Annotated in this window: 22 protein-coding genes and 1 tRNA gene; all 23 read left to right on the top strand. The window is 42.2% G+C overall.

What is annotated here, in order from left to right:
* Positions 1 to 22 precede the first annotated feature (22 nt).
* The 23 genes from V7R88_RS09925 to V7R88_RS09815 all read left to right on the top strand — a co-directional run bounded on the left by V7R88_RS09925 (position 23) and on the right by V7R88_RS09815 (position 13,573).
* Positions 23 to 400: a YopX family protein gene (locus V7R88_RS09925; RefSeq protein WP_338816198.1), complete on the top strand. Its 378-nt coding sequence runs from the start codon at positions 23 to 25 to the stop codon at positions 398 to 400.
* A complete protein-coding gene (locus V7R88_RS09920) occupies positions 390 to 932 on the top strand; it encodes an HNH endonuclease (RefSeq protein ID WP_338816197.1) in 543 nt (180 codons plus the stop codon). The genes V7R88_RS09925 and V7R88_RS09920 overlap by 11 nt, the downstream gene beginning before the upstream one ends.
* Before the next feature lie 2 nt (positions 933 to 934).
* Positions 935 to 1,384: a DUF1642 domain-containing protein gene (locus V7R88_RS09915; RefSeq protein WP_338816196.1), complete on the top strand. Its 450-nt coding sequence runs from the start codon at positions 935 to 937 to the stop codon at positions 1,382 to 1,384.
* Complete coding sequence (locus V7R88_RS09910; protein ID WP_338816195.1) at positions 1,381 to 1,626, top strand: DUF3850 domain-containing protein; 246 nt, start codon at positions 1,381 to 1,383, stop codon at positions 1,624 to 1,626. Before V7R88_RS09915 ends, V7R88_RS09910 begins: the two co-directional genes overlap by 4 nt.
* A gap of 30 nt (positions 1,627 to 1,656) precedes the next feature.
* Positions 1,657 to 2,025, top strand: coding sequence for a hypothetical protein (locus tag V7R88_RS09905; protein WP_338816194.1), 369 nt, complete (start codon positions 1,657 to 1,659; stop codon positions 2,023 to 2,025).
* A gap of 30 nt (positions 2,026 to 2,055) precedes the next feature.
* Positions 2,056 to 2,280, top strand: a complete 225-nt coding sequence (locus tag V7R88_RS09900; RefSeq protein ID WP_338816193.1) for a hypothetical protein — start codon at positions 2,056 to 2,058, stop codon at positions 2,278 to 2,280.
* A gap of 76 nt (positions 2,281 to 2,356) precedes the next feature.
* On the top strand, positions 2,357 to 2,800 hold the full coding sequence (locus tag V7R88_RS09895; protein WP_015968485.1) for an ArpU family phage packaging/lysis transcriptional regulator: 444 nt from the start codon (positions 2,357 to 2,359) through the stop codon (positions 2,798 to 2,800).
* 192 nt (positions 2,801 to 2,992) lie between these two features.
* A tRNA-Trp gene (locus V7R88_RS09890) sits at positions 2,993 to 3,064 on the top strand.
* Positions 3,065 to 3,180: 116 nt separating this feature from the next.
* Positions 3,181 to 3,360, top strand: a complete 180-nt coding sequence (locus tag V7R88_RS09885) for a hypothetical protein (protein WP_338816191.1) — start codon at positions 3,181 to 3,183, stop codon at positions 3,358 to 3,360.
* 177 nt (positions 3,361 to 3,537) lie between these two features.
* Entirely contained in the window at positions 3,538 to 4,077 is a 540-nt protein-coding gene (locus tag V7R88_RS09880) for a terminase small subunit (protein ID WP_338816190.1), read from the top strand.
* The gene (locus tag V7R88_RS09875; RefSeq protein WP_338816189.1) at positions 4,058 to 5,383 is read left to right on the top strand and encodes a PBSX family phage terminase large subunit; all 1,326 of its coding nucleotides are present in this window, start codon (positions 4,058 to 4,060) and stop codon (positions 5,381 to 5,383) included. The genes V7R88_RS09880 and V7R88_RS09875 overlap by 20 nt, the downstream gene beginning before the upstream one ends.
* Positions 5,384 to 5,430: 47 nt before the next feature.
* Complete coding sequence (locus V7R88_RS09870) at positions 5,431 to 6,981, top strand: phage portal protein (RefSeq protein WP_338816188.1); 1,551 nt, start codon at positions 5,431 to 5,433, stop codon at positions 6,979 to 6,981.
* Positions 6,974 to 8,059, top strand: a complete 1,086-nt coding sequence (locus V7R88_RS09865; protein WP_338816187.1) for a phage minor capsid protein — start codon at positions 6,974 to 6,976, stop codon at positions 8,057 to 8,059. Before V7R88_RS09870 ends, V7R88_RS09865 begins: the two co-directional genes overlap by 8 nt.
* Before the next feature lie 63 nt (positions 8,060 to 8,122).
* A complete protein-coding gene (locus tag V7R88_RS09860) occupies positions 8,123 to 8,725 on the top strand; it encodes a hypothetical protein (RefSeq protein WP_338816186.1) in 603 nt (200 codons plus the stop codon).
* A gap of 13 nt (positions 8,726 to 8,738) precedes the next feature.
* The gene (locus V7R88_RS09855; protein ID WP_015380617.1) at positions 8,739 to 9,686 is read left to right on the top strand and encodes a N4-gp56 family major capsid protein; all 948 of its coding nucleotides are present in this window, start codon (positions 8,739 to 8,741) and stop codon (positions 9,684 to 9,686) included.
* An 88-nt stretch (positions 9,687 to 9,774) separates the two neighbouring features.
* Positions 9,775 to 10,035 carry a hypothetical protein gene (locus V7R88_RS09850; protein WP_015380616.1) on the top strand — a complete coding sequence of 87 codons (261 nt, stop codon included), beginning with the start codon at positions 9,775 to 9,777 and terminating at the stop codon, positions 10,033 to 10,035.
* A gap of 10 nt (positions 10,036 to 10,045) precedes the next feature.
* A complete protein-coding gene (locus tag V7R88_RS09845; protein WP_338816185.1) occupies positions 10,046 to 10,450 on the top strand; it encodes a hypothetical protein in 405 nt (134 codons plus the stop codon).
* A complete protein-coding gene (locus V7R88_RS09840; RefSeq protein WP_106904684.1) occupies positions 10,451 to 10,840 on the top strand; it encodes a putative minor capsid protein in 390 nt (129 codons plus the stop codon).
* Complete coding sequence (locus tag V7R88_RS09835) at positions 10,837 to 11,238, top strand: minor capsid protein (protein WP_046947889.1); 402 nt, start codon at positions 10,837 to 10,839, stop codon at positions 11,236 to 11,238. Before V7R88_RS09840 ends, V7R88_RS09835 begins: the two co-directional genes overlap by 4 nt.
* A complete protein-coding gene (locus V7R88_RS09830; RefSeq protein WP_015380612.1) occupies positions 11,238 to 11,663 on the top strand; it encodes a hypothetical protein in 426 nt (141 codons plus the stop codon). The genes V7R88_RS09835 and V7R88_RS09830 overlap by 1 nt, the downstream gene beginning before the upstream one ends.
* A gap of 17 nt (positions 11,664 to 11,680) precedes the next feature.
* Positions 11,681 to 12,298, top strand: a complete 618-nt coding sequence (locus V7R88_RS09825; protein WP_063486493.1) for a phage tail tube protein — start codon at positions 11,681 to 11,683, stop codon at positions 12,296 to 12,298.
* A gap of 118 nt (positions 12,299 to 12,416) precedes the next feature.
* Positions 12,417 to 12,935: a hypothetical protein gene (locus tag V7R88_RS09820; protein ID WP_338816183.1), complete on the top strand. Its 519-nt coding sequence runs from the start codon at positions 12,417 to 12,419 to the stop codon at positions 12,933 to 12,935.
* Between the two features lie 71 nt (positions 12,936 to 13,006).
* Positions 13,007 to 13,573 carry a Gp15 family bacteriophage protein gene (locus V7R88_RS09815; RefSeq protein ID WP_338816182.1) on the top strand — a complete coding sequence of 189 codons (567 nt, stop codon included), beginning with the start codon at positions 13,007 to 13,009 and terminating at the stop codon, positions 13,571 to 13,573.
* Positions 13,574 to 13,580 lie beyond the last annotated feature (7 nt).

Below are 13,580 nucleotides of genomic sequence, written 5' to 3'. Positions count from 1 at the left end.
ACTAATCAAGGAGATGGCGACGATGATTAAGTTTAGAGCGTGGGAAGACAGAGGAAAAGAATATATAAAAGATGTGTTAATTGGAAGTGACGGAAAAATTTATTTTGATGATGGAGTTGCAACGCAGGACGATTTGGATATTAGCGTTGAGCAGTTTACCGGCCTGAAAGACGTGAATAGCAAGGATATCTATGAAGGCGATATTTTACAGCCAGTCATTTCTTACACTAAGAGGAATATTGGCAAACCTTTTGAAGTTAATAAAGGCAATTATGTATACGGTAAATGGATTGCTAAGGATGTTTCTAGCAAGGAATTTGACGTAGATGGGTGTTATTTCAGCAATGAAATCAAGGCTATTGGTAACGTGCATATGGACGGTGATTTGATTGACAGTTAAAATTCAAAGAAAAATAAGATGGATCAACGATTGCAATTGCAAAGTTGATGAGATCCTTTTAACTGAGGCTTCCTTATGGAAATCAAAAAAGCCCATGACATCTATTAAGCACATTTATAAATACGGAAACTATGCCGCAGTAACAGTTGATGGGATAAAAATGCACGTTCATAGGTTGCTGATGGAATATGAGGTACTTAATAATATTCCTAAAGAATTTTGTATTCATCATCTTGATGGAGACAAGATGAATAATTCAATTGATAATTTAGCAATTATGGTTTCAGGAGCACACAATAGCCACCATATGAAAGGACACGTAGTAACAGACAAACAAATAGAAATGAGTTCAAAAGCCAACCATAAACGAAAAGGCATAAAAATTCGCCGTACGGTCAAAGTGCCTTTAGACGAATTAGAACAATTTTTGAAAGACGGTAAAAGCATCAATTGGATTTCAAATTACTATGAGTGCGACTGGGGAACCATCAAGCGAAGAATTAACGAGAACCCGGAGCTATTGGAGGATTAAAAATGAAGTTCTATCGCAAACAGCCAATCGAGGCCGAACAGTTTGATGGAAGCAATGAGATGGTTGATAAGTATGAATTAATTGACGCAGGAATAATGCTTGGAACTCACCGCAGCCCTGAATTATATCTAACAGGGTCAGGGAAAGTAGACGTTGGTGACTGGATTGCAACCAGCGTTAACGGTGAGCGTTGGCTGATTACAGACGAAGTGTTCAAGCAGAAGTATAAAGAGCTACCGGTGATTCCTAAAAATGTTGCAAACTATCTTACGGATTGCAAGCGTGCCAATACTACCATAGAAACATCTTTATCTGGCAATATCATGTTGTTTAGCCATGCCAGATCACATGATATGATCCACGACATATTAAGTTGGTTGTGTCCGTCTGATAATCAAGATCTTTTTGCTCGCGCGTGGCTAGATGGATATACGGTGGAGGAAGACAAATGAAAGCTCATGTTTTAAAGCTGTATGCAAATTATTTCAACGATGTAGCACATGGACATAAAAGATTTGAAATTCGAAAAAATGACCGTGACTATCAGGTCGATGACTTGCTAATCTTGCGTGAATTCGTACCACAGTTTGGTGTGTATACGGGCAATATGATGGTTTATCAAGTAACGTATATGACTGACTTTAAGCAGCAGCCGGGTTATGTTGTTTTGGGAATCGAGAATTTCGTTGAATAAAGCTTTTATTTTATACAGAGGTGAAATGTTATGAAAGCATACAGAATTGGATATGACGAAGACCTCCCAGTTAGAGCTCTTGTTTTTGCCAATACTCCAGGTAAAGCAAAGGATAAGGTTCTTGGCACTGATGAGTTTGATGGAGCTGATTGGACAGATCTAAGTTGCAAGCGAGTTAAGTGGGCTGACAATATGGAAGGCTATCCTCAAGTTGACCTTGAAATTTTGGAATTACAACATGGTTGGTCTTGGTGGTTTGAGGATGGCGGCGAGTCCATAGATAAGGACACGATTCCGTTAGTTAAAAAGTATGGTGGCGTTGAAAAATTGATATCTGCGTATGCGGACTCTGGTTCTGGACTGCATTACGGGGAAGATGGCTTTTATGAAGAACGGTAAATAAAGCTTTATTTTATGTGGAGGTACTAGGTGGAAACAAAAGATTATACGTTAGAGCTAGACTACAACGATGCGGAAGAGAACATCTATATGTGGCTTACGCGGCTAGAGTTTGAAGAGCTTGTCGAAAATATGCAGAAATTGTTGGGAATGCCTGACGATGGTGCCACCCATGAATACCGGAAAACGGTGATTGATGATTATGAGGGAAAACAGCTTAAGCTAACTGTTGGCCTCCATAAATGGTGTAAATAAAAACGCCGCCACTGAAGGCCGCGCTACGATTGAATCCGATTAATTTAATTATAGCACAGCGAGGAGTGGCGGGGTAATGAAGCAGGTACGAGATATGGATTACAGCAGTCTGTTCCCTGAAGTAGACGAAAAGAAGACAATTGCCAATGTTAAACGGTTCCTTTCGGTGGAACTACCAAGAATGGAACGGGTAAGCCATCAAGATATTACCTGTTTGAAGTCACCGGTTGTTAGTGATTTGCCAAAGGCCCCTGCGAGCGATAACAAGGCCGAAACAACAATATACCGTAAATTATATGCAGAACAGGTTGTATGGCGTACAAGTGAAGCCATTGATGGCTGTGATCACATCAGTCAAGTGTTACTCAAACGGTTGTTCGCAGACAAATCTGCGATATATGATTATCAGTTGATGAATGAGTTAGGTTATGGGAATGATCGTTATTATTTTTACAAGAATCGTGCGTGTTTGCAATTCGCTGACACATATTTATTAGATGATTTGCACACTTATCTATAAATCGTAGAAACATCGTAGATATACCGTATGATATAGATGCTTTCAGGGTGTAAATTAGTATTATCGATAATTGGTTAGGGCGACAAATAAATGTTTTCCTGATAGCTCTAATTGATTATTATTATAGTTTGAGATGGTTGGTAACCGGCGACGGTAAGCCGACTAGCAGGGTGCTATAAAGCGCCCTTTGCTACAGATATGATCTAATTGGCAAGATGGCGGTCTCCAAAACCGTCTATGTTGGTTCAAATCCAGCTATCTGTGTAGCTGGCGGATTTATAAGGGGTGATGTGCTCCTCTCTGCCGCCGGCATTGTCTATTAGTTAAAGTCCGGGGTCGGAACCGGGCTTTTTGTGTACATAAATTTAGGAGTGGTATCAATGTCACGAATGATTCATAGCAAATACGGGTACGAGCCGCCTGAATGGGTGCAAGCCGATTCCCGGCTAGATAGGTGGTACAAGGATAAGAAGCGTCGTGCTAAACAGCATGGCGCTTTTCGTTTGGATAAAAATAAGGAGGTGCAACATGCGGGGAATGAGACGACAACGAGGTATTAATTATTTAAAGCCAATCAATTATAAAGATGTTGGATATTATGATGGAGGCCGAGTTAGTACCATTGTTACGGACAGAAACGTCAAGGCTTTACCTGAAACGTGGCTATTGGTTAAGGACATCTTACTCAAGCGTTAGACGCTGAAAATATCAATTAGACGGAGGTGTGGTGGTATGTAATGAAACGAAAGTTAACGCCAAAACAGCAAAAGTTTGCCGACGAGTATATCAAGTCTGGCAATGCTGCTGATGCGGCTCGTAAAGCGGGTTACAGCAAGCAAACAGCTCGCACAGTTGGACAGCAAAACTTGACAAAACTTGACATCAAAAAATACATCGATGAGCGAATGGCCGAGATAGCCTCAAAGCGCATTATGGACGCCAGAGAGGCCGTCGAATTGCTTACCCGGATAGCTAGAGGCGAGGAGAAAGAAACGGTTATATCGAGCACTCCGGAAGGCGTATACGAGAGCCAGAAGGAGGCAGACTTGAAGACCCGGATAAGTGCTGTCAAGGAGATACTTAAGCGATATCCAGGCGATGATAAGCTAGTCAAAGCTCAAATCCGTAAAGCTAACGCGGATGCTCGCATTGTTGAGCATAAGGCTAATGAGCTTGAAGGCGTTGGTCATGTCAATCCATTGCTTAAGGCTTTAACGAAGGGTGCAGCGCAACTGGTGCCTAAGGAGGAAGAAAACGATGCAAACACCATTGAGTAATATTAATTATGGTAAGAAGCAAGCGACGTTCATCTTTTCTCCATTTGACCACCTATTTGATGTGAATGAGGGCTCGATTCGTGCCGGTAAGACAGCGGCGGATGATGCTCGGCTTGCAATGTTCTATTTGGCAACACCGGACGAGAACCATTTAGTCAGTGCCTACAACCAAGAGTTAGCCTATAACCTGTTTATTGAAGGTGATGGCATGGGACTAGCCTATATATTCGATGGCGCTAGCCATTTAAGGCGCGATCGTGGTGGCGACCATTTAGCTTTAGACCTGCCTAGTGGGAAAAAGAAGATTTATTTCAAAGGTGGGGCCAAGTCAAACAGTGCTAACGCTATTCGTGGGATGTCATTGGGTTCAGTCGCGTATTCTGAAATCAACTTGTTAAACCGCGAGTTCCTTGACGAGACCTTTCGACGAACGGCCGCAGCTAAGTATCGCTATCATCTTGCTGACCTTAACCCGCCAGCACCACAAGACCCGATTATTAAGTTCTTTGATGAACGTGATGCGCATTGGCTACATTGGCGTATGTCTGATAACCCAGTGATGACAACCAAGCGTTTGACTGAGATGGAGGCACAGCTTAAGAAGAATTCATATCTGTATAAGCGCGACTGGTTAGGATTAAGAGTTATGCCACAAGGGATTATCTATGACCAGTTTGACCAAGACAGTATGACTAACCATACCTTAATTGGGCAGCCAGTAGAAATGTACTTTACTGGTGATGCTGGTCAAGATGATGCCACAACAATGAGTTGCAATATTGTTACCCGCGTCCGTCAACCTGATGGGCGTTTTAAGTTTGTTCTAAATCGCGTTGCTAATTATTATCACAGTGGCACGGAGACGGGACAAACAAAGGCGATGAGCACATATGCAACAGAATTGAGAAGATTCATTATGTGGTGCGTTAGCACATATCAGCTGCACTACTCGATGGTACTAGTGGATCCTGCTTCATTAGCATTGCGGCAAGAGCTAATCAAAGTTGGTATCGAGGCTGGTAAGGCAGATAACAATGGCCATGATCACGTTGGTAATTCTAAAGGAATTGAAGTCGGCATTCAGCGGCAGCAATCACTGATTGCCGATGGTCAGTTTGTCTTAGTTGATACGCCGGATAGTGGACTAGCCAATCAGAGCTATGATTCCTATCACTTCGTTAAGGAACTTGGTATGTATGTTCGTGATGAGGCGACTGGTAAGCCTGTCGATGCAAATAACCATGCAATGGATGAGTGCCGGTATGCGGCTAACTACTTTACGAAGAAATACAAGGGAGGTTACTAACCTTGTTTAATAGAATACACGATTGGATAAAGGGGGTGTTGGTCAAAATGGGATTAGCTAGTGAATTGCAGAGTGTACCTGACCATAAGAAAGTAATGGCGGATGATGATCAGTATGGATTGATTGCTAAGTGGTTTGATATTTACCAGTCAACACCTGAATGGTTGAAAATCCATAAGCGGCTTCCTGACGGCTCTTATTTAGATCGTCAGAAGATGTCATTAAACATGGGACAAGTTGCTGCTAAAAAGATGGCAAGCCTAGTATTCAATCAAAAGGCTGTCATCACCGTTAGTCCTAAGGATGCGAAGAGCCCTAATGATCCTACATCGCCTGAGGACTATCAAACGGTTGAGAATCAATTCGTACAGCAAACCTTGAAGGACAATCATTTTTATAACAACTTTGAACGTTACTTAGAATATATGTTCGCAACTGGTGGCATTGTAATTCGGCTATATACCGATCGTGGTAGAGTTAAGATTCGATTCGCTACCGCAGATGCGTTCTACCCGATTTCTTCGGATGCAAATGGTGTGAGTGAGGCTGTCATTGCCTCCAAGTTCATGAGTGACAGTCATTACTATACGTTACTGGAATGGCATGAAGAAACAGATACTGACTACGTTGTGACTAATGAAATTTACAAGAGCACAACTAACAGTACTGATGATTTGGGTGTGAAAATCAATGACTGGAGCGACCTACCAAATGCGTTCAAAAATATGTCACCCAAACCAACTAAGTATCCCAAAGAATTATACTCGCAACCTACATTTATCTATCTGAAACCCAACCTAGCCAACAACTTGCACATTGACAGTCCACTTGGTATTCCGATTTATGCGAATGCAGTGGATACGTTACGCCAACTAGATGAAGCCTATGACCTGCTATTCCAAGAATTTGTTAAAGGCAAACGACGCATCGTTGCACCAGCAAATCAATTGAGGCGTGAAGTTGACCCGGAAACCGGTAAGGAACGGTATTTTGTCGATTGGACTGAAGATGTCTACATGGCATACAACACGACAATGGGTGGCGGTGATGGCGAGTCAGCTAAACCAACTGATATTACCTTAGGGTTGCGAAATGAAGCAATCGTATCTGGAATCAATGATCTATTGCATTTCTACTCCTCACAAATTGGATTTAGTGCGGATATGTTCACATTTGACAGCAAACAGGGTGTTATCACAGCAACGGCGGTAATTAGTGAGAATAGTGATACGTATCAATCAAAAAACAGCCATGAAACGTTGATTGGAGAAGCGATTGAACATATGTGCCAGATTATTGTGGAGCTGGCTAAAAATGATCCAGGTGTACAATATTCAGGCCAAACGGATATTGATATTTCAGTTAACTTTGATGATTCGATTGCCAAAGACCGGAATGATAATCTGGACTATTACATGAAAGCTAATGGCAATCACCCCGTCATGACACAGCTAGAAGCAATCAAGCGGGCTAATGGAATTACTGATGTTGAAGCTCAACAGGTTCTTGACCAAATCAATGCAGAAACAGCGAATGCTGAAGGTGCAATTGAAGATGTTGTCGGTGGTAATGGTAAAGATGGTGAGGGTGATGCTTAAACCATGGGATTTATCAGACTATTCGGATGAAGATGCTAACAACTATGCTAGTGTTGAAGATTTGATTTGGTCTTACATTGTCAACCTAATAGGAAATGAAGCATCTAAACATGATGATACGGATAACGAATGGATAAACGAGCTACTTAACCATGCGGACGATGTACGGAAATACGCTGCTAAAATAACTGTCTCGCCTACACAGCATGTGTCTAAGCAATTGCACACAAGACTTAGTACAATTAGTCAAGATAATGTCAAACAAGCTGAAAAGTGGCTTAAAAAGGTTACTGGAAAGCAAGTGGATTCGATCAAGGATTCGCAACAGTTTAAGCAAGTTGTTGATGACCAGTTAACAGAGACGGATAATTATCTGAACCTTGCTAGACGTAATATGAGCGCTAATGCGTATCAGATGTTTAGGGGAATTGTTGGTGATGCAAAGCGGTCAATTGATAGTGGTACAACTGCCATCAAATCAATAGCTAAAGCTAGTGAGCAATGGGCAGAACAAGGTGTACCCGCACTCGTTGATAAGGCTGGTCGAAAATGGTCACCAGATGTCTATGTGCGGACAGTGGTTAACTCAAGTATTAATAGTGCTACGAATGATACAGAGTTACTTAGGTATCGTCAGTATGGCTCGTTAGTTAAAGTTAGTTCACATATTGGTTGTCGGCCAAGCCACTTGCAGTATCAAGACCATGTCTACTCATTGGATGGTGATACGGACAAGTATCCAGATTTTGAATCAACAACGGGATACGGTACGATTACTGGCATTGGGGGCATTAATTGCCGACATTATACGATTCCATATATTGAAGGCCACGGTTCAATGCCAGTGCCGCAGCAGTCAGATGATGACAATGCTGCTAGGTATCAATTAGAACAGACTCAGCGACGACTTGAACGTGAGGTACGAAAAGCTAAGCGTAAATTGATAGCAGCTAAAAAGCTTGGTGATCAAAGTGATATTACGGATGCACAAGAATTAGTGAGACGTCGTCAGTCAGTTACTCGTCAGTTTGTTAACAAGCATGGGCTAGTACGTCAATACGATCGAGAAAAACAGTAGTGCCCTTAGCATGGCGTTAAAAGGCTTATTTTTTATACCTAAATTTAGAGAGGAGCAATAAAGATGGCAGAAGATAATCCAGTTCCAACACCTGAACCAGTGCCGGTTACTGATCCAGTACCGACTCCTACGCCAATTGATACTAAACAGGTAGCCACAGAAGCGCGTACCGAATTATTAAAGTCACTTGGGTTCGATAACGAAGATGACTTGAAAGGTGTCGTCGAACAGCATAATAAAGATGTGGCGGCTAATCAGAGTGCATTGGAGGCTAAATCCGGTGAGTTAGACAAGGCTACCAGTAAGCTTGCAAAAGAAACCAGTCGTGCTGACACTGCAGAAGCTCAAGTAGCTGCTCTTAAACAAGGAGTTGATGCTGATCATTTAAGTGATGCGCTGGCACTCGCTAAGGCCGATTTGGTGAATAAAGCTAACGGAGTTAAAACAATCGATGAGGCATTAACAGGTGTTTTGGCACGAAACCCATCGTTTAAAGGTGCAGAAGTCGCACAAGGAACAGCCGTTGCTGGTCAAAATCTTAGTGGTGGTCAAGATAACATTGCGGTGCCAGATTTGTCAAAGATTAGCTACGGTGAAGCCGCAAAACTGAAACTTGAGCACCCGGATGTATACAAGCAAGCTGTTACAAAACTAACAAATAATTAGGAGGAAATAACACATGGCAGATGAAACAACTGTATTAGATAACCTGATTGATCCACAAGTTATGACTGCGATGATTAGTGCTAAATTACCTAAGGCAATCCGTTTTAGCGCTATTGCACCTGTTGACACCACACTTGAAGGTCGACCAGGTACTGATGTAACTGTACCTCGATACAAGTATATCGGAGATGCGACGGATGTCGATGAAGGTGGCGCTATTGATTATGCCAGTCTTTCAACAGATACCGACATGTTCACGATTAAGAAAGCAGGTAAAGGTGTCAAGATTACTGACGAAGCCGCTCTATCCGGATACGGAGATCCAGTGGGAGAAGGTCAGCGACAAATTACGATGGCAATCGCATCTAAGATTGACAATGATATCTTGGCTACTGCAATGAAAGCACGGCTTACGCTAAGTACTGGCGTTGATGTTACGTCATTGGATATGGTTGATGCAATTGAAGCTGCATTTAATGATGATACGAGTGAATACGCGGTAGAAGATGATTCACCGACCACCGGCGTCTTGTTTATGAACCCTAAAGATGTCAATAAACTACGTAAGGCTGCTGCTGAGAACTGGACGCGAGCAACTGATTTAGGCGACAACATCTTGATTAATGGCACATTTGGTGAGTTACTCGGATGGCAAATTGTGCGGTCACGTAAGATCAAAGAAGGCTCCGCTGTGGCAGTTAAGCCGGGTGCAATGCGTACCTACATGAAGCGGAATGTTCTCTCTGAAAAGGGTCGCGATATGGATCATAAGATCACTAAGTTTAATGCCGATGAACATTATGGTGTTGCAATCTATGATGACACTAAGTTGTTAGTCATTAATCCATTTGATGTCGAAGGCGGTACTGTTATTAACCAAAACGTAACCAGTACTAAGGATGCTACGGTTAAAAAGTCCAATAAGGGTAAAGCTGTGGCATCTGATACGCCGTCAAAATAATGTCGCCGTCTAATGTCAAAGCAATGCCTACTAATGACGGTGCGAAGATCACAGCAAAGTAGGCAATTAAATTTAGGAGGAATGTAGAATGGCTAAAGTGTTGAAGGCTTATCAAAAGGGCAATGAAACGGCAATTGCGACTGGTGATGCAACCAGTGTGGCAATTACTGGCTTAGCAGCTGGCACAGTTGTCGCTACTGGTGACTATCAGGTTGCCTATGTGGACGGTAGTCAAACGAGTGACAAGTTAGATGTTCCGGGATTTACGGTTCTTGCTGCCAAGCCCGCTGATCCACAAAATGTTAAAGCTGCAGCAACCACTGATGGTGCCAATGTAACTGCTGGTTAGAGGTGATTAGATGCCGATAGTAGATCAAGATTTTTACGCTTACACTTATTTTGGCGAGCAAGTACCAGTAAATATTAATTTTGAACGTTTGGAAATGCGAGCCGAAGAGATGGTCAATCAATACGCAAATTATTATTTCGATTCGCATAATCTTGATGATTTGCCACTTGAGGCTGACCGAATTAACGTGAAGAAGGCTGTCTGCGCTCAGATTGAATGGTTTATTGATTCTGGTGGGGTTGAAGAGCTAGCTAACGCTAAACAATCGGCTAAAGGGATTAGTCATGTAACGATAGGCAAATTTAGTTATGATAAGTCAGCGCCCACAACGCTGCCACGTGGTACGGCACAACGCTCCAATGCGGCAATCAACTACTTACGACCAACCGGCCTATTGTATCGTGGGGTGCATTAAATGGATGATATTATTGATCCAATTCCCATAGAGTTGTTAGATGATGCCATCAAAGTGACACCCTACGACGCTAATAAAGCCAAACAGGATTCATGGACTACCAGCCCAGATAGCAATGGATCTGATGACTACATGATTAGACATGTACGAGTTGAACCCACAACTTCAGTGTCAGTTCAATCTGTTGGTAATAATACTAGTACACAGGTCGTTACTGGCGCTTATACATTAATTATTGATTCGGCTAACTCGGCGCCGCTAAACAAGTTACCTAGCCTGAATGACAAGATTCAGGTACAGAGTACCCAACAATCATTAGTTGTGAAGAGTCTTGACCCCATTTATGATTTTGGCACGCATGTTCATCATTGGGAAGGGGTGCTGCAATGACTAACAAAGTAGACTTGTCACCATTGGTTACACGTTTGAATAATCTTAATGTGCTGACAAACCGACTAGCAGATGTGATTGTGCGTGATTCTGACCAATATGTGCCATTTCTAAATGGTTATTTAGCTGGCCATGTATCGAGAATTCAAACCGGTACTGGCGTTACTATTGTTTGGACAGAGCCGTATGCGGCCTATATGTACGGTGGTAAAGTAATGGTGAAGGCACCGGATACAATGGGTCAGCGGAGAGGCTATCACAAAGTAGTGACGAATCGGCCTTTGAATTATAACCACACTAAGCATGCGTTAGCGCAAAAGGGTTGGGTTGATAAAGCCTATTTGGTTAATGGTCACAATTGGGCAGCGCTCGTGGCACACGGATTGGGGGCGACGTAGTGAGTCAAGTTGACCTTGATCTGGATGTTCGGGTTGCTAATTATATTAGTGCTAACGTTAAGCTGTTTGATACGTTAACACTTGGCAATGACTATGCTCCTGGAATGTCACTGAGTTATACATTGCAACCCGCTGGACCGGCAACGCGATATTATGACGGTCGCCGCCGCCGTAGTTTTGCATTTGCAATCACTGCTAAACATCCACACGGAATTGTTTGTATTAACACTCTCAGTGCCATTATGGACATCATGGAGAATGCAACGCCGATATCAATCAAAAGTGAGAATGGAAGTTTCAAATTCATAAGCGCTAAGATGACAACCTCACCGGAGTTTCTAGCCACTGTTCAGGATGACGATGGTCAAGATGCTCAAAAGTATGGTGTCTATCAAGGCGCTTTTAGTGTACAAGTAATTATTTAATTTAGGAGGAATGCAAAATGGCTGATGCAACAACACCAACAGCTGACCCGAACGACAGAAACGTCCAGGGGTCAATTCAAGAAAACTATTTAGATGAATATTGGGTAGGAAAAACTGCGGCAGATAAGACGATCAACTGGTTATATTTAGGTGATGGGATTACGACTGTAACGCCTAAATATACTGATAAGAAGAAGTCTGCTGCCTACTACAATGGTGGTGGCCAAGAACGACAAACAGTTACTGGTGTAACGTCATCGTATGATATTTCTGGTGATCGTTCAATTGGGAACCCGGCCCAAGATGATATTGCCGACATGAAGCAAAAGACTGGTGGCTTGCGTGAACGGATGTTCCGTAAAGTCCAATGGGTACAAGAAGAAGATGGTTCATTAACACCTAATGCGATTGAATCAGGTATGGGAACATTCTCTGACATTGATGATGGTGGTGGCGCTGCGGACGATAACGGCAGCTTCAAGGTAACGATGACGTACAATGCTACTCCCACAGTAATCAAGGCAAGCAATCCTACTGATATGCAAACTGCATTGAAGGATACACCTTGTCAAAATGCGATTATTTTGGGTGTTAAGGCTAATATGCCAACTGACAACGGTAATCCGTCAAAATAACAGCGCCATCAAATGTTCAATCATTGCCTACTAGCGATGGCGCTATTGTAAAGAGTATGTAGGCAAGTGACGGAGCGATCCGTCATACATAGCATTAAAAATATTAGGAGGTACCAGCATGAGTGATGTAATTAAATTAGAGGTTCCTAGTGACAGCATGACTTTTGAAATTGGTGATAAGAGTTACACGGTGAGCTTTGCGGATAAATCATTTGCTGTTTTTACAGATCAATATAACGACATTAAGATGGCCGAAGTTAAGTTGCAACAAGACTTGCAACACCGCTCTGTTGAGTTAACTGATAAAGAAGCTCAATTGGAAAAAGATATGATTAATGAACCAATGACGGCGTTAGATCATAAGAAACAAGTCCTACAACGACGCTATTTGCGAATGTACGATGATATTCAGAACAAATATAAGATTGAAGCTAAGGAACGCTTTTATCAATTACTTGATGGCATGTTTGGTAAGGCTGCTGGCAAGGAACTATATCATACTTGCAATGATTCTATGGTGGTATTTGCTAAGGTTGTCGCTCAAATCATGATTAACGTAGAACAACATACGGATATTTCCGATTATCGCGACAAGTACTTACAGTCCATTACAGAATTGCGGAAGAATGAACAATGAGTTTTACCGAGATAAACACTAACAGTATCGTATTTCGGAAACATCGGTATCGTTTAGACCTTTCATTTCGCATGGTGTTGCTCTATTTTAAAGCGATTCGGGATGAAGGCCTAACTATACCAGAGCGTGTAGAAGTCAGCTTAAAAGCGCTGGTATTAGACGATACGAGCAAGCTACGTTTTGAGGATAAGGGCCAGTTACTATCTGAAATATTTAATACAAAAATCAATAATGACCGCGATCGGGTTCGAGCTAAGGTGCTCAAGTCTGGTAAGCGGTCTTTTGATTTTGATGAAGACGAATCGTTAATCAAGGCTGGGTTCCAACAACAATACGGTATCGATTTAGACCGAGATAGCCTCAGTTGGGAACGGTTTACCACTATGTTGGATGGTCTTAATGAAGATACGCAATTTAAAAAAGTTATCAGGTTTCGACTGACCAAGGTTAGCGATGATGTGGATGCTGATACGCAAACTTATTTGAAACAAATGAAGCTAATTTATGGTTTAAAGCAAGCTCACACCGATGGCGACGGCAAGCTGACACCAGATGAACTATCTATCGAGCTGGCTAATTTAGATATGCCACACAAAGCGTTACGGATGAAAGAGCTACGGGAGCAAGGGAAAATATAGAAAGGAT

The organism is Lactiplantibacillus argentoratensis (assembly GCF_037290055.1).
GTDB classification, from domain to species: Bacteria; Bacillota; Bacilli; order Lactobacillales; family Lactobacillaceae; genus Lactiplantibacillus; species Lactiplantibacillus plantarum.
Note: the sequence above shows the minus strand (reverse complement) of the source record. Positions and strands in the feature narration are given on the sequence as shown.